14 protein-coding genes and 1 tRNA gene are annotated in these 23,708 nt (G+C 63.3%); 8 read left to right on the forward strand and 7 right to left on the reverse strand.

What is annotated here, in order from left to right:
- Positions 1 to 79: 79 nt before the first annotated feature.
- A complete protein-coding gene (locus tag BM338_RS19555; protein WP_090454011.1) occupies positions 80 to 1,417 on the reverse strand; it encodes an MFS transporter in 1,338 nt (445 codons plus the stop codon).
- Between the two features lie 152 nt (positions 1,418 to 1,569).
- Between BM338_RS19555 and cyoA the strand changes: the two genes are divergently transcribed.
- The 5 genes from cyoA to BM338_RS19580 are packed head-to-tail and all read left to right on the forward strand — an operon-like array spanning position 1,570 to position 6,422.
- Positions 1,570 to 2,529 carry a ubiquinol oxidase subunit II gene (gene cyoA, locus BM338_RS19560; RefSeq protein WP_090454013.1) on the forward strand — a complete coding sequence of 320 codons (960 nt, stop codon included), beginning with the start codon at positions 1,570 to 1,572 and terminating at the stop codon, positions 2,527 to 2,529.
- 46 nt (positions 2,530 to 2,575) lie between these two features.
- The gene (gene cyoB, locus BM338_RS19565) at positions 2,576 to 4,579 is read left to right on the forward strand and encodes a cytochrome o ubiquinol oxidase subunit I (RefSeq protein WP_090454203.1); all 2,004 of its coding nucleotides are present in this window, start codon (positions 2,576 to 2,578) and stop codon (positions 4,577 to 4,579) included.
- A complete protein-coding gene (gene cyoC / locus BM338_RS19570; RefSeq protein WP_090454015.1) occupies positions 4,572 to 5,207 on the forward strand; it encodes a cytochrome o ubiquinol oxidase subunit III in 636 nt (211 codons plus the stop codon). Before cyoB ends, cyoC begins: the two co-directional genes overlap by 8 nt.
- Entirely contained in the window at positions 5,204 to 5,605 is a 402-nt protein-coding gene (gene cyoD, locus BM338_RS19575) for a cytochrome o ubiquinol oxidase subunit IV (protein WP_090454017.1), read from the forward strand. The genes cyoC and cyoD overlap by 4 nt, the downstream gene beginning before the upstream one ends.
- A 34-nt stretch (positions 5,606 to 5,639) precedes the next feature.
- A complete protein-coding gene (locus tag BM338_RS19580; protein WP_090454019.1) occupies positions 5,640 to 6,422 on the forward strand; it encodes an SURF1 family protein in 783 nt (260 codons plus the stop codon).
- Between the two features lie 46 nt (positions 6,423 to 6,468).
- Here BM338_RS19580 and BM338_RS19585 read toward each other — a convergent pair.
- Positions 6,469 to 6,543 (reverse strand) — tRNA-Val (locus BM338_RS19585).
- 156 nt (positions 6,544 to 6,699) lie between these two features.
- On the opposite strand from BM338_RS19585, the gene BM338_RS19590 reads away from it, so the two are divergent.
- Complete coding sequence (locus tag BM338_RS19590; protein WP_090454021.1) at positions 6,700 to 7,029, forward strand: lipid-A-disaccharide synthase N-terminal domain-containing protein; 330 nt, start codon at positions 6,700 to 6,702, stop codon at positions 7,027 to 7,029.
- A gap of 48 nt (positions 7,030 to 7,077) precedes the next feature.
- Here BM338_RS19590 and metH read toward each other — a convergent pair whose 3' ends face one another.
- The 3 genes from metH to BM338_RS19605 all read right to left on the reverse strand — a co-directional run bounded on the left by metH (position 7,078) and on the right by BM338_RS19605 (position 11,948).
- A complete protein-coding gene (gene metH, locus BM338_RS19595; protein WP_090454023.1) occupies positions 7,078 to 9,768 on the reverse strand; it encodes a methionine synthase in 2,691 nt (896 codons plus the stop codon).
- Between the two features lie 160 nt (positions 9,769 to 9,928).
- Positions 9,929 to 11,011 carry a homocysteine S-methyltransferase family protein gene (locus BM338_RS19600; protein WP_090454026.1) on the reverse strand — a complete coding sequence of 361 codons (1,083 nt, stop codon included), beginning with the start codon at positions 11,009 to 11,011 and terminating at the stop codon, positions 9,929 to 9,931.
- A gap of 10 nt (positions 11,012 to 11,021) precedes the next feature.
- A complete protein-coding gene (locus BM338_RS19605; RefSeq protein ID WP_090454028.1) occupies positions 11,022 to 11,948 on the reverse strand; it encodes an ArsR/SmtB family transcription factor in 927 nt (308 codons plus the stop codon).
- Positions 11,949 to 12,130: 182 nt separating this feature from the next.
- On the opposite strand from BM338_RS19605, the gene BM338_RS19610 reads away from it, so the two are divergent.
- Positions 12,131 to 13,291 carry an acyl-CoA dehydrogenase family protein gene (locus BM338_RS19610; protein WP_090454030.1) on the forward strand — a complete coding sequence of 387 codons (1,161 nt, stop codon included), beginning with the start codon at positions 12,131 to 12,133 and terminating at the stop codon, positions 13,289 to 13,291.
- A gap of 121 nt (positions 13,292 to 13,412) precedes the next feature.
- Here BM338_RS19610 and BM338_RS19615 read toward each other — a convergent pair whose 3' ends face one another.
- Both BM338_RS19615 and BM338_RS19620 read right to left on the reverse strand, forming a co-directional pair.
- Entirely contained in the window at positions 13,413 to 16,631 is a 3,219-nt protein-coding gene (locus tag BM338_RS19615) for an efflux RND transporter permease subunit (RefSeq protein WP_090454032.1), read from the reverse strand.
- Between the two features lie 14 nt (positions 16,632 to 16,645).
- Entirely contained in the window at positions 16,646 to 17,860 is a 1,215-nt protein-coding gene (locus BM338_RS19620) for an efflux RND transporter periplasmic adaptor subunit (protein WP_090454034.1), read from the reverse strand.
- Positions 17,861 to 18,694: 834 nt separating this feature from the next.
- On the opposite strand from BM338_RS19620, the gene BM338_RS19625 reads away from it, so the two are divergent.
- Positions 18,695 to 23,629 (forward strand): NAD-glutamate dehydrogenase, encoded by a 4,935-nt coding sequence (locus tag BM338_RS19625; protein ID WP_090454036.1) that lies wholly within the window; start codon positions 18,695 to 18,697, stop codon positions 23,627 to 23,629.
- Positions 23,630 to 23,708 lie beyond the last annotated feature (79 nt).

Raw genomic sequence — 23,708 nt, forward strand, 5'->3', positions numbered from 1 at the left:
ATAGTGTTGCTACTTGTTGGTCGCACAGTTAAGGCTTGCACAAATAGAAAAAGGCCCGGCGATGCCGGGCCTTTTTTCATCAATCGCGAGCTTCGAGGGCTCGATTGAGTCGCAATGCGCCTAGGGTGCAGATGGCGCCGGAGAGTAGGTAGAGGCTTACCGCACCGAGTCCGAATTTGGATGACAGGCTCAACGCTACCAGCGGTGCGAATGCGGCGCCGATGAGCCAGGCGAGGTCGGAGGTGAGGGCGGCGCCGGCGTAGCGGAAGCGGATCGGGAAGTTGGAGGTGACGGTGCCGGCGGCCTGGCCGTAGGAGAGGCCGAGCAGGGCGAAGCCGATCAGGATGAAGGCGTCTTGCGCGGCCTGCTGGCCGCCGAGCAGCCACGGGGCGAAGAAGCTGAAGATGCCGATCAGGATCGCGAGCAGGCCGAGTGTGGTGCGGCGGCCGATGCGGTCCGCGATGAAACCGGAGGCGATGGTGCCCAGGATGCCTACGACGGCACCGACGACCTGCACGATCAGCACATTGTTGACTGACTGCGTCGCGTTGAGGGTGATCCACGACAGCGGGAACACGGTGACGAGGTGGAACAAAGCGTAGCTCGCGAGCGCGGCGAACGCGCCGAGGAAGATGTTGTGATCCTGCTTGCGCAGCATCTCGAACATGCCGATGGGTTCCAATTCGCGCTCTTCCAGCAGCTTGGTGTATTCCTCGGTCACCACCAGGCGCAGGCGCGCGAACAGCGCCACCACGTTGATGGCGAAGGCGACGAAGAAGGGATAGCGCCAGCCCCAGTTGAGGAAATCGTCGTTCGACAGGTTGGCATGCAGGAACAGGAACAGTGCGCTGGCGAGCATGAAGCCGATCGGCGCACCGAGCTGGCCGAGCATGGCGTACCAGCCGCGACGGCCCGGCGGGGTGTTGAGCGCGAGCAGTGAGGGCAGGCCATCCCACGAGCCGCCCAGGGCAATACCCTGCAGGATGCGGAAGAAGGCCAGCAAGGCGATAGCATGGCCGCCGAGCGTGTCATAACCCGGCAAGAAGGCCATACCTACGGTAGAGCTGCCAAGCAAGAACAGGGCCGCCGTGAGCTTGGTGCCGCGGCTCCAGCGGCGCTGGATCGCCATGAACAGAGCGGTGCCGAACGGGCGTGCGACAAACGCCAACGCGAAAATCACAAAGGAAAGTAACAATCCGTCAAGGCGATTCTCGAAGGGGAAGAACACCGACGGAAACACCAGCACCGAGGCGATGCCGAATACGAAGAAGTCGAAGTATTCGGACGCGCGGCCGATGACCACGCCCACGGCGATCTCGCCCGGGGCGACCGTCGAATGGTCGGTGTGCTGCGGCGCGGCGCCTTGCGCCAGGGGGCCTGCCGACGGATCGGGGTGGTGCTCAAAAGTGCTCGACATCGTCATGGCTCGGTTCGAAAAGAATGACTTGGACTGCTAAAGCATCTCACTGACGGGGTTCCGCTGCCATGAGACAAAGTGTCCTATTCCTGCATTGCAGCAAAAGGGTTAATTTTCCGGCTCCCCCTACGCTTTGGGTTGCTCCCCCGGCCATGTTCATCAAGGCTCTCCGCGGACTGCTGCTGCCTGCCGTCCTGCTGTTGACGGGTTGTCAGACGGTTCTGATGTCACCCTCCGGCGACATGGCGCTCCAACAGCGCGATCTGATCGTCATCTCCCTGATATTGATGTTGCTCATCATCGTGCCGGTGATCGCGCTCACTCTGTTCTTCGCCTGGCGTTACCGCGCGTCTAACAAGAAAGCTATTTATCGTCCGGATTGGGATCACTCCACTGTGCTGGAGCTGCTGATCTGGTCGGCGCCGCTGCTGATCATCATCGCACTCGGCGCACTGACCTGGGTAAGCACGCACAAGCTGGACCCGTTCCGTCCGCTCGAGCGTCTGTCGCAGGGTCGCGAGGTGCCGGCCGACGTCAAGCCGCTGGTGGTCGAAGTGGTGGCGCTCGACTGGAAATGGCTGTTTATCTACCCGGAGCAAGGTATTGCGACGGTGAACGAGCTGGCCGCGCCGGTCGATCGCCCGATCCAGTTCAAGATCACCGCCTCGACCGTGATGAACTCGTTCTTTATCCCCGCGCTGGCCGGCCAGATCTACGCCATGCCCGGCATGGAGACCAAGTTGCACGCGGTGATCAACAAGCCTGGTGTGTACGAGGGCTTTTCGGCCAACTACAGCGGTGCAGGTTTCTCCGGCATGCACTTCAAGTTCCATGGCGTGAGCGAAAGTGAGTTCACGCAGTGGGTGGCGCAGGCGAAGCAGGGCAGTGCGCTGAACCGCGACGCCTACCTGCGCCTGGAAAAGCCCAGCGAGAACGAACCGGTGAGTCGCTTCTCCAGCGTGGCGCCGGATCTCTACGAAGCGATCGTCAATCTTTGCGTCAAGCCCGGCACGCCGTGCATGCACGAAACCATGATGAAGGATGCCGCCCGTGCAGGGCAGCCCGCCGCTGGCGAGCATGGCATGCACGACATGGCGAACATGGAGCATTGACCCGTGAGCCGCCCTATCCGCAGTACCGCCTTCCCAGGTGTCCAAGATGTCTGACCATCCCGACCTCGCCAAACTGATTTTCGGTCGCCTCACCTGGGAGGCGATTCCGCTCCACGAGCCGATCCTGCTGTACACCTTTATCGCGGTGGCGCTCGGCGGCATCGCGGTGCTCGGCGCGATCACCTATTTCCGCCTGTGGGGTTATCTCTGGCGCGAATGGTTCACCAGCATCGATCACAAGAAGATCGGCATCATGTACATGGTGTTGGGCCTGGTGATGCTGCTGCGTGGTTTTGCCGACGCGATCATGATGCGTCTGCAGCAGGCTGTCGCTTTCGGCGACTCGGCGGGTTATCTGCCGCCGCACCACTACGACCAGATCTTCACCGCGCACGGCGTGATCATGATCTTTTTCGTGGCGATGCCCATCGTCACCGGCCTGATGAACTACATCGTGCCGCTGCAGATCGGCGCGCGCGATGTGGCGTTCCCGTTCCTCAATAATTTCAGCTTCTGGATGACCACGGCCGGCGCCGTGCTGGTGATGATGTCGCTGTTCGTCGGCGAGTTCGCGCGCACCGGCTGGCTGGCGTATCCGCCGCTGTCCGGCATCGCGGCCAGTCCAGATGTGGGTGTGGACTACTACATATGGGCGTTGCAGATAGCCGGCGTGGGAACGCTGTTATCAGGCGTCAATCTGCTGGTCACCATCATCAAGATGCGCGCGCCGGGCATGAAGCTGATGCAGATGCCAGTGTTCACCTGGACCGCGCTGTGCACCAACGTGCTGATCGTGGCGGCCTTCCCGGTGTTGACCGCAGTGCTGGCGTTGCTGTCGCTGGATCGTTACCTAGGCTTCCACGTGTTCACCAACGAGCTTGGCGGCAACGCCATGATGTACGTGAACCTGATCTGGATCTGGGGCCATCCGGAGGTCTACATCCTGATCCTGCCGATGTTCGGCGTGTTCTCGGAAGTGGTCTCCACCTTTAGCCGCAAGCGCCTGTTCGGCTACACCTCGATGGTCTACGCCTCGATCGTGATCACCGTGCTGGCCTACCTGGTGTGGCTGCATCACTTCTTCACCATGGGTTCGGGCGCCAGCGTCAACTCGTTCTTCGGCATCACCACCATGATCATCTCGATCCCCACGGGAGCGAAGATTTTCAACTGGCTGTTCACCATGTATCGCGGCCGCATCACCTTCGAGCTGCCGATGATGTGGACGGTGGCCTTCATGGTGACCTTCGCCATCGGTGGCATGACCGGTGTGCTGCTGGCGGTGCCGCCGGCGGACTTCTCGCTGCATAACAGCCTGTTCCTGATCGCGCATTTCCATAACGTGATCATTGGCGGCGTGCTGTTCGGTGCCTTTGCCGCGATCAACTTCTGGTTCCCCAAGGCCTTCGGTTTCAAGCTCGATCCGTTCTGGGGCAAGTGCTCGTTCTGGCTGTGGGTGGTGGGTTTCTACTTCGCCTTCATGCCGCTGTACGTGCTGGGCCTGATGGGTGTAACCCGCCGCCTGAATCATTTCGAGGATCCGTCGCTGCAGATCTGGTTCCAGATCGCCGCGTTTGGTGCCGTGCTGATCGCATTGGGCATTGCCTGCATGCTGATTCAGTTCGTGGTGAGCTTCCGCCGCCGCGAGGCATTGCGCGATGTCACCGGCGATCCGTGGGGTGGCCGCACGCTGGAGTGGTCCACTTCGTCGCCGCCGCCGGCCTACAACTTCGCTTTCACCCCGCAGGTGCACGACAGCGATGCCTGGTGGCAGATGAAGGAGCATGGCTATCGCCGGCCGCTGTCCGGGTTCATCGACGTGCACATGCCGAAGAACACCGGCGCGGGCATCATCCTCGCCGGCATCAGCACGGTGCTGGGCTTTGCCCTGATCTGGCAGATGTGGCCGCTGGTGGTGCTGGCGTTCGTGTCGCTGCTGGCGACGGCGATCGGTCATACCTTCAACTACAAGCGCGACTTCTACATCCCGGCCACGGAAGTGGCTGCGGTCGAGGCGGCGCGTACGGAGCAGCTGGCCAGCCATGTCTAATTCAACCTCTATCGCCATGGGCGCCGAGGCGCGCGAGCCGCTCCAGTTCCATCTGGAGACCGAGCACCATCCGCAGAACGGTACGCTGCTGGGCTTCTGGCTGTACCTGATGAGCGACTGCCTCATCTTCGCCTGCATGTTCGCCGTGTACGGCGTGCTGGGCCGCAGCTATGCCGGTGGCCCCACTGGCGCCGAGATATTCGAACTGCCGCTGGTGGCAGTGAATACCTCGTTGCTGCTGCTGTCGTCGATTACCTACGGTTTTGCGATGCTGGAAATGCAGCGCAACCGGCAGCGCGGAACCCTGATCTGGCTGGCCATCACCGGGCTGCTCGGCGCCGGCTTTATTGGCATCGAGCTGTATGAGTTCACGCATTTGATCGCCGATGGCGCGGGCCCGCAGCGCAGCGCGTTCCTGTCGTCGTTCTTCACCCTGGTGGGCACGCATGGTCTGCACGTCAGCTGCGGCATCATCTGGCTGATCACCCTGATGGTGCAGGTGTCGAAGAAGGGTTTGATCGCCGAGAACAAGCGCCGTCTGTGGTGCCTGTCGATGTTCTGGCACTTCCTCGACGTGGTGTGGGTCGGTGTCTTCAGCTTTGTCTATCTGATGGGAGTGCTGCCATGAGCGCACACGCCGATACGCATGCCACCCACGGCGGCCACGACCATGATCATGACCACGACGAGGGCGCCGCCCACGTCTCGTTCAAGGGTTACATGATCGGCTTCGTGCTGGCGGTGATCCTCACCGCGATTCCGTTCTGGCTGGTGATGAGCGGCGGCTTCAAGACATCCAGCACGACCGCGCTGGTGGTGCTGGGCTTTGCCGCCGTGCAGATCGTGGTGCACATGGTGTACTTCCTGCACATGAACACCAAGTCGGAGGGCGGCTGGAACATGCTGGCTCTGATCTTCACCGCCGTGCTGGTGCTGATCACACTGAGTGGGTCGATCTGGGTGATGTACCACCTCAACCACAACATGATGCCGGCGCTGATGCAGGACGTGCGGAACCTGCCATGAGCAGGCGCCTGTCTGTGGTGCGAGCCACAAGGCCATGCCTGGACTAGGCGTCGCTCCGAAAGCATCGACGGAACGCGGCCCGCGCGGGCCGCTGGCGCTCACCGCATTGGCGCTGTTCGCGCTGGTGGCCTTTGCGGGCTTTGTCGCCCTTGGCACCTGGCAGGTGCATCGCCTCGCGTGGAAACGCGACCTCATCGCACGCGTGGACGCGCGCGTGCACGAAACCGCAGTCGCGGCGCCCGCGCTATCTCAATGGCCGCAAGTAACCGCCACCGCCGACGAATACCGGCACGTACGTTTGAGCGGCGTGTTCCTGCACGATCAGCAGACGCTTGTTACCGCGAGCACCGCGCTCGGCAGTGGCTACTGGCTGCTGACCCCGTTGCGCACGGCCGATGGCACCGTGGTGCTGATCAACCGCGGTTTTGTTCCGCCTGACTGGTGCGGCCGCAACGCAACCTGCGCGCTGGGGCCGGAAGGCGAGACGACGGTGACTGGGCTGCTGCGCATGCCGGAGACCAAAGTTTTTCTGCGGCACAACGATCCCGCGAAGGGACGCTGGTATGCACGCGACGTGCAAGCCATCGCCGCTGCGCACGGCTTCACGAAGGTCACGCCGTATTTCGTGGATGCGGATGCTAATCCCGCCGATACGGCCGGCTGGCCGCGGGGAGGGCTGACAGTGATCAGCTTTCCCAACAATCATCTGGTGTATCTGATTACCTGGTATCTGCTGGCGTTGATGACGGCGGTGGGGGCGGTATACGTGGGTTATCACGAAGTCCGCTTGCGCCGCAGAGAGCGGGGCGCCTTCTGATCGCATGAAAAAGGCCACCCGATGGGTGGCCTTTTTCTAATCTGAGTGGTGGGCGGTACAAGGATCGAACTTGTGACACCTGCCGTGTGAAGGCAGTGCTCTACCGCTGAGCTAACCGCCCGCCGAGAGCGCGCAAATATACGGGGTGTTTTGTCTCAGGTCAATGCCCTGGGGTGAGGCCCAGGCTGGCCTGGGGCGTTTTTGCCGCAGGGTGGGGGAAGTGAGAGCAAAGGAGCCGGCGGGTACAATGCGCCGGCCTCAAGAACGGAACCGACTCATGCACGACGCCCTCGCCAACCTGCACATGATCACACTGACGCCGTGGAAGCTCATCGGCCTGCTTGGCACACTGCTTTTCACCGCGCGTTGGTTCGTGCAGTTCTATGCGACCAAGAAGCAGAAGAAGGTGGTGGTACCCATGTCGTTCTGGTACCTCTCGGTGGCGGGCAGTGTGCTGACGCTGGCGTATTTCATCTGGGGCAAGAACGACTCCGTTGGCATCATCCAGACGGCGTTTCCGATGCTGGTTTCGATCTACAACGTGTTCGCCCATCTGAAGCAGCACAAACCTGAGACGGTGCGTCCGGGCGGTCCGGAAGAGACCTGAGCGCGTGATGTTCCTCCCTCTGCCTGAGAGGGAGGAACAAAGCAGCCATCAATCCGGGTCGTAATCCAGATTTGGTGCCAGCCAGCGCTCCGCTTCCTCGCGCGTCCAGCCCTTGCGCTTGGCATAGTCCTCGACCTGTTCGCGGGTGAGGCGGCCTACTACGAAGTACTGGCTATCCGGGTGTGAGAAGTACCAGCCGGAGACGGCGGCGGTGGGGTACATCGCGAAGCCTTCAGTGAGTTCGATGCTGGTATTGGCGGTGGCGTCGAGCAGCTTGAACAGCGTGGCCTTCTCGGTGTGGTCGGGGCAGGCCGGGTAGCCGGGGGCGGGGCGGATGCCGCAGTATTTCTCGTCGATCAGTGCGTTGTTATCCAGCGTTTCGTCCGGCATGTAGCCCCAGAATTCGCGGCGCACGCGCTCGTGCATGCGTTCGGCGAAGGCTTCGGCGAGACGGTCGGCGAGGGCCTTGAGCATGATCGATGAATAGTCGTCGTGCGCGGCTTCAAAGCGGGCGACGTGTTCCTCGATGCCGACGCCGGAGGTGACGGCGAAGCCACCGATCCAGTCATGCTTGCCGGCCTCTTTCGGTGCGATGAAATCGCCCAGCGAGAAATCGGGACGCTCCACTGGCTTGTCGACCTGCTGGCGCAGGTGATGCAGGGTGGCGAGCTTCTTGCCGTCGGCGGCATAGACTTCCGTATCGTCACCGCTCTGTGCGGCCGGCCAGAAGCCGATCACGCCGCGCGCGGTCAGCCACTTTTCCTTGACGATGCGATCGAGCATCTCCTGTGCATCGCGGAACAGTTCGGTGGCCTGGGTGCCGACGATCTCGTCCTGCAGGATGGCCGGATAACGGCCGGCCAGCTCCCACGCATTGAAGAAGGGGCTCCAGTCGATATAGCGGCGCAGCTCCGCCAGATCATAGGCATCGAACACGGTGATGCCGGGCCGGTTCGGCTGCGGCGGTTCGTAGCTGGCCCAGTCGCAGGTGAAACGCTGCCCACGCGCCTTTTCCAGCGACACCAGCTGTTTGCCTGGGCCGCGGTTGCGATGGCGTTCGCGCACTTCTGCATATTCGGCGCGGACCTTCGCCATGAAGTTGTCGATCAGCTCTTTGCTGACTAGCGACTGCGCCACGCCGACGGCGCGCGAGGCGTCTTTCACCCATACCGTGGGCGACTTGTAGTGCGGTTCGATCTTCAGCGCGGTATGCGCGCGCGACGTGGTGGCGCCACCGATCAGGAGGGGAATCTGGAAATCCTGCCGCTGCATTTCGCGCGCGACCTGGCTCATTTCCTCCAGCGAGGGGGTGATCAGGCCGGACAGGCCGATGATGTCGGCGTTGTGCTCGCGTGCGGTGTCGAGGATTTTCTGCGCCGACACCATCACGCCGAGGTCGATCACATCGAAATTGTTGCAGCGGAGCACCACGCCGACGATGTTCTTGCCGATGTCGTGCACGTCGCCTTTCACCGTGGCCATCACGATGGTGCCGTTGTTCTTGCCGACGTCACCGGTGCGCAGTTTTTCCTCTTCGATATAAGGCAGCAGGTAGGCCACCGCCTTCTTCATCACGCGGGCGGATTTCACTACCTGTGGCAGGAACATCTTGCCGGCGCCGAACAGGTCGCCGACCACGTTCATGCCATCCATCAGCGGACCTTCGATCACGTCGAGCGGACGGCTGGACAGCTGGCGGGCTTCTTCGGTGTCGACCTCGACGTATTGGTCGATGCCGTGCACAAGCGCGTGGCTGAGGCGGTCGCGCACGGGCTTCTCGCGCCATGCCAGGTTTTCGACGACAACTTCGCCTTTCTTCGCCTTGAACTTTTCGGCGACCTCGAGCAGGCGTTCGGTGGCGTCGGGGCGGCGGTTGAGCACCACATCCTCGACGCGCTCGCGCAATTCTTCCGGCACGTCGTCATAGATCATCAGCGCGCCGGCGTTGACGATGCCCATGTCCATGCCGGCCTTGATGGCGTGGTACAGGAACACGGAATGGATCGCCTCTCGCACGGTGTTGTTACCGCGGAACGAGAACGAGACGTTGGAGACGCCACCGGAGATGTGGCTGGCCGGGAAGCGTTTTTTCAGCTCGCGCGTGGCTTCGATGAAATCCACCGCGTAGTTGTTGTGTTCTTCGATGCCGGTGGCGATGGCGAAGATGTTGGGGTCGAAGATGATGTCTTCGGGCGGGAAGTCGAGCCGGGTAGTGAGCAACGCGTAGGCGCGCGAACAGATCTCCACTTTGCGTTCGCAGGTGTCGGCCTGGCCTTGCTCGTCGAAGGCCATTACCACCACCGCGGCGCCGTACTGCTGCACCTTGCGCGCGTGTTCGAGGAAGATTTCCTCGCCTTCCTTCATCGAGATCGAGTTGACGATGCCTTTGCCCTGTAGGCAGCGCAAGCCGGCTTCGATCACGGTCCACTTGGATGAGTCGACCATCACAGGCACGCGGGCGATGTCGGGCTCGGCAGCGATCAGATTGAGGTAGCGGGTCATCGCCGCCTCCGAATCGATCAGACCTTCGTCCATGTTGACGTCGATGATCTGCGCGCCGTTGGCAACCTGCTGGCGGGCGACGTCGACCGCTTCTTCGTAGCGATCTTCCTTGATCAGCTTTTTGAACTGCGCGGAGCCGGTGACATTGGTGCGTTCGCCGACATTGACGAACAGCAGGTCGGGCGTGATGACCAGCGGCTCGAGGCCGGAAAGTCGGGTGTGGCGGATGGAGCTCATGCGCAGTGGAAGCCTTCAAGCAAAACGATGTGCTCCCTCCCCTGCGTGCAGCAGGGGAGGGTAGGGGTGGGGTCAAGCCCCGCAAGCTGTGCGGCGGTGTCGCAAGGGTTTCCCCCCTCCCAGCCTCCCCCTGCGAGCAGGGGGAGGGGTATGCATGCGCTCATGCGGCCTCCTGTTTGGCGACAGGAAGAGCACGCGGCGGACAGTGCCGCACGGCTTCAGCAATGGCTTTGATGTGCGCCGGCGTGGTGCCGCAGCAGCCGCCGACCAGGTTGAGCAGGCCGTCGCGGGCGAAGCTGCCGATCACCGAGGCCATTTGTTCCGGGGTTTCGTCGTATTCGCCGAAGGCGTTGGGCAGGCCGGCATTGGGGTGCGTGCTGATAAAGCAGTCGGCGACGTTGGACAGGGTCTGCACGTGGGGGCGCAGATCGGCGGCGCCTAGCGCGCAATTGAGACCGACGGTGAGGGGCCGCGCGTGGGCCACCGAGTAATAGAACGCCTCGGCGGTCTGGCCGGAGAGAGTGCGGCCGGAGCGGTCGGTGATGGTGCCGGAGATCATCACCGGCAGGCGCGCACGGCGCTGATGGAACAGCTCGCTCAGCGCGAACAGTGCGGCCTTGGCATTGAGTGTGTCGAAAATGGTTTCGACCATGATGACGTCAGCGCCGCCATCGATCAGGCCATTGGCCGATTCGGTGTAGTTGGCCGCGAGTTCTTCGAAGGTGACATTGCGGAAGCCGGGGTCGTTGACGTCCGGCGACAGTGAAGCCGTGCGGCTGGTGGGACCGAGCACGCCGATCACGAAGCGCGGCTTGTCCGGCGTCTTCGCGGTGTACGCATCGCAGGCTGCGCGCGCCAGGCGTGCGCCTTCGCGGTTCAGCTCGTACGCAAGGTGTTCCAGGTGATAGTCGGCCTGGCTGATGCGGGTGGAGTTGAAAGTATTGGTTTCGACCAGATCGGCACCGGCTTCGAGATAGGCCTCGTGCACGCCGCGGATAATCTCCGGCTTGGTCAGCGTGAGCAGGTCGTTGTTGCCTTTGAGGTCGCAACTGCCGGGGTGGTCGTGGTGATGTTCGTGCGCGCTGTCGCGGCCTTCGGCGAAGCGGTCGCCGCGGAAGCCGTCCTCATCGAGTTGATGGCCCTGCAACATGGTACCCATGCCGCCGTCGAGGATCAGGATGCGTTGGCGCAATGCGTTTTCAAGCAACGCAACGCGATCGGGGTGGAGCCAGGGGGTGCTCATGATTCGGTCCTCACGGTTTGCGCGCGAGCAGGCTGATGACTTCAAAATGCGGGGCCTTGCGCTCGCGGCTCAGGCGCGTGCAGCTCAGTACGTCGAGACCGGCGCTCTTGGCGTAGCGGTCCAGTTCATCGCGCGAAAAGCCCAGGTTGCGGTGATCGAACGGTTCTACCACCGCGCGGTGGTCGTGCTTGCCCAAGGTCACGGCGAGCAGGCGGCCACCGGGGCGCAGCAGGCGCGAGGCTTCCGCTACGGCTTTCGCCGGCTGTTCCGCATAAGTAAGGGCGTGCAGCATCAACACCAGATCGAAGCGGCGCTCGCCGAGATCGAGTGCATGCATGTCGCCCTGGCGTACCTCGACATTGGTGAAAGGCTTGAGGCGCTGTGCGGCGGCCTCGGCCACGCGCTCGCTGGAGTCGACGCAGACGATCGAGCGCGCATGCGGCGCCAGCAGTTCGGCGGTGATGCCGTCGCCGGAGGCGATATCCAGCACGTCGCCGGTTTCCAGTAACTGCAGCAGCGAGCGCGCCAGGGTTTCCCAGGTGCGGCCGGGGGAATAGTGGCGCTCCATGTCGCCGGCCACGGTATCGGCCCAGCCTTCCTCGCGGGCGCGCTGGGCGAGCACGCCGGGCAGGCGCGCGGCGTCGTCGCGCAGCAGGGCGTCGTCGATGCTGTCGCGCAGCGAGCGGATCAGGCTGTGCTGGTGTTCGTCGCCTTCGCTATTGGCACGGTAGTAGGCGGAGACACCCGCGCGGCGGTCGCGCACCAGCTCGGCTTCCTTGAGCTTGGCCAGGTGGGTGGACACGCGCGGCTGTGCCAGATGCAGCACGGAGGCCAGTTCGGCGACGGTCAATTCTTCGCGTTCGAGCAAGGCCAGCAGGCGCACCCGGGTGGGGTCGGCCAGCAACCGCAGGACGCTGGAAGCGGTGGCGAGATCCACGCTGCATCCTTATATCGCGATAAAGAGATGCGTAAGGCTAGGCGCCTAGGCCCAGTGCGTCAAGATGCTGTGGGGGCGGCTCGGGGGGCGCTCCTATTCGGACGGCCTTGCTGCGGTCGCACAAAGGGTTTTCGGCCCCTCCCGCTAAAATGGGCGGCTAGCCTCACTCTGGAGCCCTCCCCATGGATTTCCGCTTTACCGAAGATCAGCTGTCGATCCAGTCCATTGCCCGCGATTTCGCCCAGAAGCGCATCGTGCCGGTTGCCGCCGAGCTGGATGCGAAAGGCGAATTCCCGCTGGAGAACATTCGCGAGATGGGCCAGCTGGGCCTGATGGGCATCGAGGTGCCGGAGGCGTACGGCGGCGCGGGCATGGATCCGATCGCCTATGTGCTGGCGATGATCGAGATCGCTGCGGCCGATGCCGCCACCTCCACGATTATGTCGGTGAACAATTCGCTGTTCTGCAACGGCATCCTCAAGCACGGCACGGAGGAGCAGAAGCAGAAGTATGTTCGCGCCATCGCGCAGGGCGAGGCCATTGGCGCCTACGCGCTGACCGAGCCGCAGTCGGGTTCCGATGCGTCGGCCATGCACACGCGTGCCACCAAGAACGCCAACGGCGACTGGGTGATCAACGGCAAGAAGAGCTGGATCACTTCGGGTCCTGTCGCGCGCTACATCATCCTGTTCGCCATCAGCACGCCGGGCATCGGCGCCAAGGGCGTGTCGGCATTCATCATCGACACGCAGTTACCGGGCTTCCATGCCGGCAAGACCGAGCCGAAGCTCGGCATCCGCGCATCGGCCACCTGCGAGATCGAGTTCACCGACTACATTTGCCCCAAGGAAAACCTGCTGGGCGAAGAGGGCAAGGGCTTTTCGATCGCGATGGGCGTGCTGGACGCCGGTCGTATCGGCATTGCCTCGCAAGCCGTCGGCATTGCGCGCGCCGCTTATGAAGCGACCTTGCAGTGGTCACGCGATCGCAAGGCTTTCGGTCATCCGATCGGCACCTTCCAGATGACCCAGGCCAAGATCGCCGACATGAAGTGCAAGCTCGACGCAGCCACGCTGCTGACCTTGCGCGCAGCCTGGACCAAGGGCGAAACCGACAAGAACGGTGGCCGTTTTGGCACCGAGGCATCGGTGGCCAAGCTGGTCGCCTCCGAGGCGGCGATGTGGATCGCGCATCAGGCAGTGCAGATCCACGGCGGCATGGGTTACTCGAAAGAAATGCCGCTGGAGCGTTACTTCCGCGACGCCAAGATCACTGAGATCTACGAGGGCACCAGCGAGATCCAGCGCATGGTGATTGCTCGCGCCGAGACGGGTCTGCGCTAAGTCGAATGCCTCCGTTGGGACGAACGCCCGGCAGGGAAACCTGCCGGGCGTTTTCGTTTATGCGGCCCCAAAAAAAGCCCCGGCATCGCTGCCGGGGCTTGAGGTGTTGCCGAGTCGTTGATTACGACCCGCGACGCGGATCGGAATCGAACGACTGCTGCCCGGGTTCGTTGGGCAGCTGCGCATGCGTTTGCGGGATCTTGTTCGACGGCTCGTCGAGCTTGTCGCCCAGCGCACGGCGTACCACCACGTAGAACACTGGGATCAGCAGCAAGCCGAGGAAGGTGGCGAACATCATGCCGCCAATCACGCCGGTACCGATGGCGTGGCGGGAGTTCGCACCCGCGCCGGTGGAGATCGCCAGCGGGAACACGCCGAGGATGAAGGCCATCGAGGTCATCAGGATCGGGCGCAGTCGCAGGCGGGAGGCGGTCACCACCGACTGGAACAGCGAGTGTCCTTGCTGTTGTTGCTCCACCGCGAACTCCACGATCAGAATCGCGTTCTTCGCGGCCAGGCCGATCACCGTGATCATGCCGATCTTGAAGTACATGTCGTTCGGCAGGCCGCGCAACATCGAGAACACTACCGTGCCCAACAGGCCCAGCGGCACCACCAGCAGCACGGCGACCGGAATCGACCAGCTCTCGTACAGTGCGGCAAGGCACAGGAACACGATGACGATCGACAGCACCATCAGCAGCGTGGCCGAGTTGCCGGCCAGGATTTCCTGATACGACTGACCGGTCCAGTCCGCGCCGAAGCCCTTGGGCAGGTCGTTGTCGACGATGTTCTGCAACGCCGCCATGGCCTGGCCGGTGGAGTAGCCCTGGCCTTCGCTGGCCACGATTTCCACGGCGGAATAGCCGTTGTAGCGGGTCAGTGCCGGGGAGCCCGAATCCCACTTGGTCTGCACCACGCTGGAGATCGGGATCATGTTGTACGGATTGGCTGCTGTCCTCGTCGCACTGTTTGCCAGCACGCTGGGCGAGAAGATGTGCTGCAGCGCATCGGGCCCCATGCGATAGGGCTGGTCGGCCTGCAGGTACACGCGCTTCACGCGGCCGCCGTAGATGAAGTCATTGACGTAGATCGGCGCCAGGGTCAGCTGGACAGCGGTATAGACATCACTGACCGAAAGCCCCATCGATTCCGCCTGCACGCGATCCACCTTCAAGTCCCACTGCGGTGCATCTGGCAGTGAGTTGGGGCGGGTACCGACCAAGGCCGGATTACCCTTGGACTTGCCCAGCACCATGCCCATCGCCTGCATCAGCTCGCCATGCGACTGGCCTGCACGTGCCTGCAGATACATGTCGATGCCGCCGAACTGGCTGAGGCCGCGGATGGTCGGCAGGTTCACCACGAAGATCTGCGCATCACGAATGCCGTGCAGCACGCCGTTGGCCTGCATGATCAGCTCGTCCGCGGTGATCTTGCGCTCGCTCCAGTCCTTCAACTTGATGAAGGCCATACCCGCGCTTTCGCTCTGGCCGACGAAGCTGAAGCCGCTGATCTGGTACATGCCGACGATGGCATCGTTCAGCGGGCTGTTCTTCAGCCGCTCGCGCATCTCACCCATCACCGCTTCAGTGCGCTTGATGGTGGCTCCGGGCGGCAGGTTGACGATGGCCAGCGCGAAGCCCTGGTCTTCACTGGGCACGAAGCTGGTTGGCAGTTTGGTGTACAGGAACCCGGCCAGCGCGGCGACAAGCGCGAACACGATCATCCAGCGTGGCGCATGACGCGCCGCGCTGCCGATGTGGCCGCTATAGACGTGCGTGACCTTGTCGAAAAGCGTGTTGAACCCACGGTAGACGACGTTCTTCTTTTCGTTGTGGGTCGGCTTCAACATGGTGGCGCACAGCGCCGGGGTGAACGACAGCGCGAGGAACGCGGAGAAGCCCATCGACACCGCGATGGTCAGCGCGAACTGCTTGTAGATCACGCCCGAAGCACCGGCCTGCAATGCGGACGGAATGAACACCGCCGCCAGCACCACCGTAATCGCCACCACCGCGCCGGTGATCTGGCCCATGGCTTTGCGGGTGGCCTCCTTCGGCGGGAGGTGTTCCTCGGTCATGATGCGTTCGACGTTCTCGATCACCACGATCGCGTCGTCCACCACGATACCGATGGCCAACACCATGCCGAACAGAGTCAGCTGGTTGATGGTGAAGCCCAGCGAGATCAGACCGATAAAGGTGCCGAGCAGCGCCACTGGAATCACCAGGGTGGGAATGATGGTGGCGCGGATGTTCTGCAGGAAGATCAGCATCACCAGGAACACGAGGATGATCGCCTCGACCAGGGTGTGCACCACTTCATTGATTGAGACTTTCACGAACGGCGTCGTGTCGTACGGCGCGAACCAGGTAACGCCCTGCGGGAAGTCCCTGGCCAGTTCGTCCATCTTGGCGCGCACGGCGGTGGCGACGTCGAGCGCGTTGGCGCCCGGCAGCAGCTGCACGCCGAGGCCGCCGACTGGCTGGCCGTTCCAGGTCGAAACCAGGCCGTAGGTCTGCGGGCCGAACGTGACACGGGCCACGTCGCCGAGCCTGACTGCCGTGCCGTCACTGTTAGCGCGCAGGATGATGTTGCTGAACTCCTCCGGCGAGGAGAAGCGGCCTTCGGCCGACACCGTGGCAGTGAAGGCCTGGTCGGTAGGGGCCGGATCGGCGCCCAGCGAGCCGGCAGCGAACTGCACGTTCTGGGTGGAGACGGCGTCGCGCACGGCGCTGGCGGAGAGGCCATAACCCTGCAACTTGTCCGGATTCAGCCAGATGCGCACGGCGTACTCGGCACCGATCACGCGGGTGCTGCCTACGCCGGGGATGCGGCCGACCTGGTCAGACACCTGCGAAGCGATGATGTCGGCCAGACGGTTGCCGTCGATCTCCGGGTTGGAGGAGACCAGCGATACGAACATCAGGAAGTCGGGGTTGTTCTTGGCAACCACCACACCCTGCTGAGTCACCGCCGAAGGCAGACGCGGCTGAGCCAGCGAAACCTTGTTCTGCACCTGCACCTGGGCGATATCCGGATTGGTGCCGGTCTCGAAGGTGAGGGTGATGGAAGCGGTGCCGCTGGCACTGGAGGACGAACTGAAATACAGCAGGTGGTCGATACCGGTGAGCTGCTGCTCGATCACCTGGGTAACGTTCTTTTCCACCGTATCGGCGTTGGCGCCGGGGAAGGTCGCCGACACCACTACCTGCGGCGGAGCGATGTTGGGATAGGACTCAATACCCATGTTCAGCATCGCAATCGTGCCGACCATGGTTATGAGGATGGCTACCACCCAAGCGAAAATCGGGCGGTCAATGAAGAAACTCGGCATGTCGGTCGGCTCCCTTACTGCTTGCCGGCAGCAGGCTTGGTGCTACCTGGTGCGCCTGCTGGACCGTTGCTGTCCTTGTTCGGCTGCCAAGGCGTGGCTTTGGCAGGGGCACCCGGCTGCACGGCCTGAAGTCCCGACACAATGACTTCATCACCGGCGGCCAGGCCGCTGGTGACGATCCAGTTGCCGGTGGCCATGTTGTTGGCGACCACGTTCTTGCGCGCCACCTTGCCGTCCTGGCCGACTACCAGCGCGTAGGCGCCGGCGACGTCGCGAGCGACGCCCTGCTGCGGAATCAGGAACACATTGGCCTGTTCGCCGAGGTTCGCGGTGATGGTGACGTAGGTGCCCGGCAGCAGGCGGTGCTGCGGGTTGGCCAGCTGCGCACGCAGGTTCACCGTGCCGGTGGTCGGATCGACCGCAGCGCCGGAGAAGTCGAGCATGCCCTTCTGGTCGTACTTGCTGCCGTCTGGCAGGGTGATTTCCACCGAGGTCTTGGCCGTATCCGACAGCACCACGTGTCCTGCAGCCTGCGCTGCGCGCAGGCGATCCAGATCCGCCGCGCTCACGGTGAAGTTCACGTACAGCGGGTCGAGCTGGTCGATCGTGGTGAGCAAGGTCGAATTGGCACCGCCGTCGGCGCTGCTGTTACCCACGATGGCGCCCTCGGTCAGCTGCTGCTGCCCGGCGCGGCCGTCGATTGGCGAGGTGACGCGGGTGAAGCCGAGATTGATACGTGCGCTTTCCACGGCAGCCTGGGACTGCTTCACCGCGGCGGCTGAGCTGCGCTCGTTGGCTTCGGCGCTATCGAGGTCGGATTGCGAGATGAAGCCCTGCGGACGCAATTGGCGGAAGCGCTCCGCGGCCTTGTGCGCATTCGTATAGGTGGCCTGCGCCGAGGTCAGGTTGGCCTGGGCGGAACTCAGGGCGGCCTGGTAGACCGAGGGCTCGATTTCGAACAGCACCTGGCCTTTCTTGACGTCGGTGCCTTCCTGATAGACGCGCTTGAGCAGCACGCCCGAGACGCGGGCGCGCACGTCGGCGCTGCGATAGGCGGAGACGCGACCCACCAGGTCCTTGCTTAGCGGCGCGCTCTGCGGCTGCGCCTTGACCACCCCGACTTCGGGCGGAGGCATCTGCGGGGGACCTTGTTCCTTCTTGCCTCCGCAAGCGGCCAGTGCCAGCAGGCCCAGGCACATCATCGGTGTGCGCAGTGACGAGGACTTCATGGGGACTCCGTTCTTTAAGTATCGGGGTAGGGGTGGCGCCGACCCCCCGGATCGGCGGCCAGACCTCAAGCTTTACGGCTCGCGAACAGCCTGCCCAGTGCCTGACGTCCCGCTTTACAGCGGAAACGGGGTGTGGACAAGCGCTCGAACAGCCCATCGAGCCGGGTAATCGGGGCTGACTATACCGTACAGTTTACAATTTGCCTTCACGTATGGTCTAGCCCCAAATTCTTCGTATTTTCATCGCGAAGGGAGTGTGATGCCGGCCGGCGGGCTTTCTCCTCCCGTGAATGGGGCCGGCCAGTAGATGGGTGCGTAAGTGCGCGACTGACCGGGCTTTGAACCGGAATGGTCGAGCCGGGCATGCCGCATCGCTAAAGCGGGCGCGCTTCGAGAGCCCTCATTCCGATCCTGCCGTCCCTCCATACGGGTCATCGTCATGGCGCATGACCGCACCGTGCCGGTGTCAACGCGCTTCCATGCTTTTTCATATTCATACCTGTGCATGTTGCGTCGCAACGGCCGTGACGTGCGTGTGGCCGCGTAGCGCATGCGGTTACGACATACGCGCGGGTATTGGATTCAACTGGCAGGCATGGAATGCGCAGATGATCTGGACCGATACACGCGACGCTTCCACTGGGCCGTATACATTCGGTTGCTCCACTGACGGAAGCTCGAACGATCACACGCGGGTGCTGAGTCTTTCGAGCGCCTGGTAAACACATCGAGACCTGAAGTTTGTGCCGCAGTGCAGGTGGCTAAGCATGCGGGGCAGGCGTATCCTTTTGCGGCTTTTCTGCACCATTCCGTCCCCACAGACAAGTAGATGCCATGAATGCGATTCGTGCGGCCAGTGATAACCCGATCCAGGCTGTTGTTTTCGAAGAACTGAAAAAAAGCGGCTTACCTACCCAGCGCCTTGATGAGGCGCAATTTTTTATCGGCGCCTTCTTCTCGCGCATGGCCTCCAGCGACCTCGAGTTGCACACCGCCGCCGAATGGGCCGCGCTGATGGCCGGCCTGCTCGAGTTCACGCAGCAGCGTCAGCCCGGCCGTGCTTTGGTGCGCGTGATCAACCCCGAGTCCGGTCATGCCGGCCGCAGCCTGGTGCAGATCGTCACTGACGACATGCCATTCCTGGTCGACACGGTGAGCATGATTGTGTCAGCCAAGTTGCAGATCCACGCGGTGATCCATCCGGTGGTGAAGGCCGTACGCGATGCCGCTGGCCGCCTGCAGCAGTTGGGTGCGGAAAACGGCACGCCCGAATCGGTGATGCATTTCGAAGTGGACCGCATGGCCGGCGACGCCGAGATGGCGCAGCTGAAGGGGCAGATCGAAGCCGCGCTTGAAGACGTGCGCGCCTCGGTCAACGACTGGTCCAAGATGCGCGACAAGGCGCTGGTCATCGCCGACGAGCTGACCAAGCGCCAGCTGCCGGTCAACGCCAGTTCGGTGGAAGAGGCAAACGAATTCCTGCGTTGGGTGGCTGACGACAACTTTACCTTCCTCGGTTACCGCGAATACGAAGTGACCCAGGCCGACGGCGATGAAGTGCTGCGTTCGGTGGAAGGCTCGGGCCTGGGTATCCTGCACAAGCAGGAGCGCTCGATGGCGCCGCGTTCGCTCCGTTCGCTGGTGGCCAGCGAGCTGCCGCAGTCGGGTTCGACCGACGCGATCATCCTGACCAAGACCAATGCGCGCTCGCACGTGCACCGTCCCGGGCACATGGATTACATCGGCGTGCTCAAGTTCGACGCCAACGGCAAGCCGGTCGCGGAGCAGCGCTTCCTCGGCCTCTTCTCTTCCAACGCTTATATGGCGCGTCCGCAGGACGTGCCACTGGTGCGCCACAAGGTGGAAGCCGTGCTGGCCCGTTCGGGGCTGAAGCGCGATTCGTACTCCGGCAAGTCGCTGCGCCACATTCTGGAAACGCTGCCGCGTGAGGAGCTGTTCCAGAGCAACGAGGACGAGCTGTACGCCACCGCCATCGGCATCCTCGAACTGCGCCAGCGCGCCCGCACGCGCCTGTTCGTGCGCCGCGACCGCTACGGCCGCTTCTTCACCTGCCTGGTGTTTGTGCCGCGCGAGCGCTTCAACACCTCGGTGCGCGAGCGCATCGAAGCACTGCTGCGCGACGCGCTGCACGGCGAGCAGAGCGATTCGGCCGTGCTGATGGGCGAGGCCGCACTGGCCCGCCTGCATGTGGTGGTGCGCCCCAAGATCGGCGATCACGTGAACTTCGATGCCGCCAAGCTGGAAGAGGGTGTTGCCGCGATCGTGCGCAACTGGCACGACGATGTGCGCGACGCCCTGGTCAAGCGCCTCGGCGATCACGACGGCGTGGTGCTGGCGAATCGCTATGCCAAGGCACTACCGGCGGGTTATATCGAAGACGTGTCGGCGGCGGCCGCTGCCGAGGACGTGCGCCAGTTGTCGCTGCTGAAGGGCGACGATGCCGTGCGCATGTCGTTCTATCACCCGGCCCAGCGTCCGGAAGAGCTGCGCTTCAAGGTCTACCGCAGCGGTGCCGACATCGCGCTGTCCGAAGTGCTGCCGCAGCTGGAAAACCTTGGTCTGCGCGTGCTCACCGAGCACGTGTACGAAATGAAGACCGACGGCGCGCCGCTGTTTATCCAGGACTTCGAGGTGCAGCCGGTTGGTAACCTCGCCTTTACGGTGGAGCAGGTGGGTTCGCTGTTCGAAGACGCCTTCGAGCACATCTGGCGCGGCAATGCCGAGAACGACGGCTTCAACCGCCTGGTGCTCGGCGCCAAGCTCGGCTGGCGCCAGATCGCCATGCTGCGCGGCTACTGCAAATACTTGCTGCAGACTGGCGTGGCGTTCTCGCAGAGCTATATGGAAGACGCCTTTAACCGCTATCCGGCCATCGCCGGCCTGCTGGTGGAGCTGTTCCTGGCCAAGTTCGATCCGCGTCGCGAGAGCCTGTCGGCCGACGAACTGAAGGCTGCCGGCGAGGCGCTGTCGGGCGAAATGACCGCGTTGATTCCGGAAACCGTGCGCACCGCTCACCCGGCGCTGATTGCCGGTCTGGTCACCGCCCTTGCCAAGCCGCGCGACGAGCAAGTCAAGGCGATTGAAGAGACCATCGGCGTGCTGCTGGAGACGGTTTCCAGTCTCGACGACGACCGTATCCTGCGCAGTTTCATGGCGTTGATGCGCGGCACCCTGCGCACCAGCTTCTTCCAGCAGTGGGACGGTGCTTACCGCGGCTACATCAGCTTCAAGTTCGACTCGCATCGCGTGCCGGATCTGCCGAAGCCGGTGCCGTACCGCGAAATCTTCGTCTCCGCGCCGCGCGTGGAAGGCATCCATCTGCGCTTCGGCGCGGTGGCGCGCGGTGGCCTGCGCTGGTCGGATCGCCGCGAAGACTTCCGCACCGAAGTGCTGGGTCTGGTCAAGGCGCAGATGGTGAAGAACACCGTGATCGTGCCGGTCGGCTCGAAGGGCGGCTTCTTCGTCAAGCGTCCGCCGGTGAACGGCGACCGCGACGCTCAGCTGGCCGAGGGCATCGCCTGCTACCGCATGTTCATCAGCGGCCTGCTCGATATCACCGACAACCTGGTCGAAGGCAAGGTGGTACCGCCGCATGACGTGGTGCGCCATGACGCGGACGATCCGTACTTGGTGGTGGCGGCCGACAAGGGCACGGCCACGTTCTCCGATATCGCCAACGCGATCTCGGTGGAGCATGGTTTCTGGCTGGGCGACGCGTTCGCCTCCGGTGGCTCCAACGGCTACGACCACAAGGGCATGGGCATCACTGCGAAGGGTGCGTGGGAGTCAGTCAAGCGTCACTTCCGTGCGCTGGGTCGCGACAGCCAGACGCAGGACTTCACCTGCGTGGGCGTGGGCGATATGTCCGGCGATGTGTTCGGCAACGGCATGCTGTTGTCGCAGCACATCCGCCTGCTGGCCGCGTTCGATCACCGCCACATCTTCCTCGACCCGAACCCGGATGCGGCGCGTTCCTTCGTCGAGCGCGAGCGCATGTTCAAGCTGCCGCGCTCGAGCTGGGAGGATTACGACAAGTCGTTGATCTCGGCGGGTGGCGGTGTCTATTCGCGCGCGCTGAAGTCGATTCCGGTATCGCCGGAAGTGCGCGCCGCGCTCGGCATCAAGGCTGATGTGACGCAAATGGCACCGACTGATCTGCTCAACGCCATCCTCAAGGCGCCGGTGGACCTGCTGTGGAACGGGGGCATCGGCACCTACGTGAAGGCCAGCAGCGAAACGCATGCCGACGTGGGCGATCGCGCCAACAACGGCCTGCGCGTCAATGGTGGTGAGCTGCGCTGCAAGGTGGTGGGCGAGGGCGGCAATCTGGGCATGACCCAGAAGGGCCGCATCGAAGCCGCCCAGCACGGCGTGCTGCTTAACACTGACTTCATCGACAACTCGGCCGGCGTGGACACCTCCGACCATGAGGTGAACATCAAGATCCTGCTCGACGACGCCGTGCAGCGCGGCGAGTTGACGGTGGACGCGCGCAACCAGCAGCTCGCGGCGATGACCGACGAAGTCGGCCAGCTGGTGCTGTGGGACAACTATCGCCAGAACCAGGCGATCACCCTGATGGAGCATCAGTCGGTACGCCGCCTGGGTTCGATGGCCCACTTCATCCGCACGCTCGAGGGCGAGGGCCTGCTCGATCGCCAGGTGGAAAACCTGCCGAGCGAAGCCGAGCTGACCGAGCGCAAGACGCGCGGCCAGGGCATGACCCGTCCCGAGCTGTCGGTGCTGCTGTCGTACGACAAGATCAAGCTGTTCCAGCAGATGCTCGACTCCGACGTGCCGGAAGATCCGTACCTCTCCAAGGAGTTGGTGCGCTACTTCCCCGAGCCGTTGCACGACAAGTACGCCGCACACATGCAGCGTCATCGCCTGAAGCGCGAAATCATCGCCACCGCGGTCACCAACTCCACCATCAACCGCATGGGCGCCACCTTCATGATGCGCATGCAGGAAGACACGGGGCAGGGTCCTGCGGCGATCGCCAAGGCTTACACCGCCGCTCGTGAAATTCTCGGCGCGCGTGAGCTGTGGGCGGAGATCGAGGCGCTGGACAGCAAGGCCGCCGAGGACACGCAGATCGACGCGATCATGCAGATCTGGTCGCTGCTGCGTCATCTGACCCGCTGGCTACTCAACCGTCCGGGCGGCACGCTGGATATCGCCGCCAACGTGGAGCGCTATCAGGCCGGTGTCGCCGCCTTGCGTGCGGCGCTGCCTGATGCGCTGACCGAAACCGGCAAGGCCGACTTCTCAACCAGCCAGGAAAAATGGGAAGGCATGGGCCTGCCGGCGGATCTGGCAGTGCGTCTCGCCCGCATCCCCGAACTGCGCGCCATGCTCGACGTGGTCGAAGTGGCGCAGCAGAGCGGTCAGCCGGTCGACAAGGTGGCGGGCGTGTTCTACGAGCTGGGTGAATCGCTGGATCTCGAATGGCTGCGCAGCCAGATCGAGGCGCTGCCGGTGGAAGGCCACTGGCACGCCCAGGCCCGCGGTTCGCTGCTGGACGAGCTCAACCACCAACATCGCGCGCTGGCCTTGCAGGTGCTGGCATTGGCCGGCGGCAGCAAGGACGTCTCGCCGGTGCGGGCGTGGCTGCAGCGTGACGACGCTACGCTCAAGTACACGCGCAGCATGCTGGCGGAAATCCTCACCCAGAACGCGGACTACCCGATCGCCTCGGTCGCCGTCCGTCGCCTGGCGCAGCTCGCGCAGGTACCGGTAAGCCAGTAAGGCGTCAGGAGTCAGTGGCGGTCCGCAAGGCCACTGATTCCTGATCGATCTGAAGAAAGGGCGCAGACCAGCGATGGTC

It is taken from the genome of Dyella sp. OK004 (assembly GCF_900114495.1).
In the GTDB taxonomy this organism is placed as follows: domain Bacteria; phylum Pseudomonadota; class Gammaproteobacteria; order Xanthomonadales; family Rhodanobacteraceae; genus Dyella_D.

Excerpts from the sequence above, each read along its gene's own strand:
- BM338_RS19615 (WP_090454032.1), bottom strand. The coding sequence starts at position 16,631 with ATGCCGAGTTTCTTCATTGACCGCCCGATTTTCGCTTGGGTGGTAGCC.
- cyoC (WP_090454015.1), top strand. The coding sequence starts at position 4,572 with ATGTCTAATTCAACCTCTATCGCCATGGGCGCCGAGGCGCGCGAGCCG.
- BM338_RS19610 (WP_090454030.1), top strand. The coding sequence starts at position 12,131 with ATGGATTTCCGCTTTACCGAAGATCAGCTGTCGATCCAGTCCATTGCC.
- BM338_RS19580 (WP_090454019.1), top strand. The coding sequence starts at position 5,640 with ATGCCTGGACTAGGCGTCGCTCCGAAAGCATCGACGGAACGCGGCCCG.
- BM338_RS19555 (WP_090454011.1), bottom strand. The coding sequence starts at position 1,417 with ATGTCGAGCACTTTTGAGCACCACCCCGATCCGTCGGCAGGCCCCCTG.
- cyoB (WP_090454203.1), top strand. The coding sequence starts at position 2,576 with ATGTCTGACCATCCCGACCTCGCCAAACTGATTTTCGGTCGCCTCACC.
- cyoD (WP_090454017.1), top strand. The coding sequence starts at position 5,204 with ATGAGCGCACACGCCGATACGCATGCCACCCACGGCGGCCACGACCAT.
- BM338_RS19600 (WP_090454026.1), bottom strand. The coding sequence starts at position 11,011 with ATGAGCACCCCCTGGCTCCACCCCGATCGCGTTGCGTTGCTTGAAAAC.
- BM338_RS19620 (WP_090454034.1), bottom strand. The coding sequence starts at position 17,860 with ATGAAGTCCTCGTCACTGCGCACACCGATGATGTGCCTGGGCCTGCTG.
- metH (WP_090454023.1), bottom strand. The coding sequence starts at position 9,768 with ATGAGCTCCATCCGCCACACCCGACTTTCCGGCCTCGAGCCGCTGGTC.
- BM338_RS19625 (WP_090454036.1), top strand. The coding sequence starts at position 18,695 with ATGAATGCGATTCGTGCGGCCAGTGATAACCCGATCCAGGCTGTTGTT.
- cyoA (WP_090454013.1), top strand. The coding sequence starts at position 1,570 with ATGTTCATCAAGGCTCTCCGCGGACTGCTGCTGCCTGCCGTCCTGCTG.
- BM338_RS19590 (WP_090454021.1), top strand. The coding sequence starts at position 6,700 with ATGCACGACGCCCTCGCCAACCTGCACATGATCACACTGACGCCGTGG.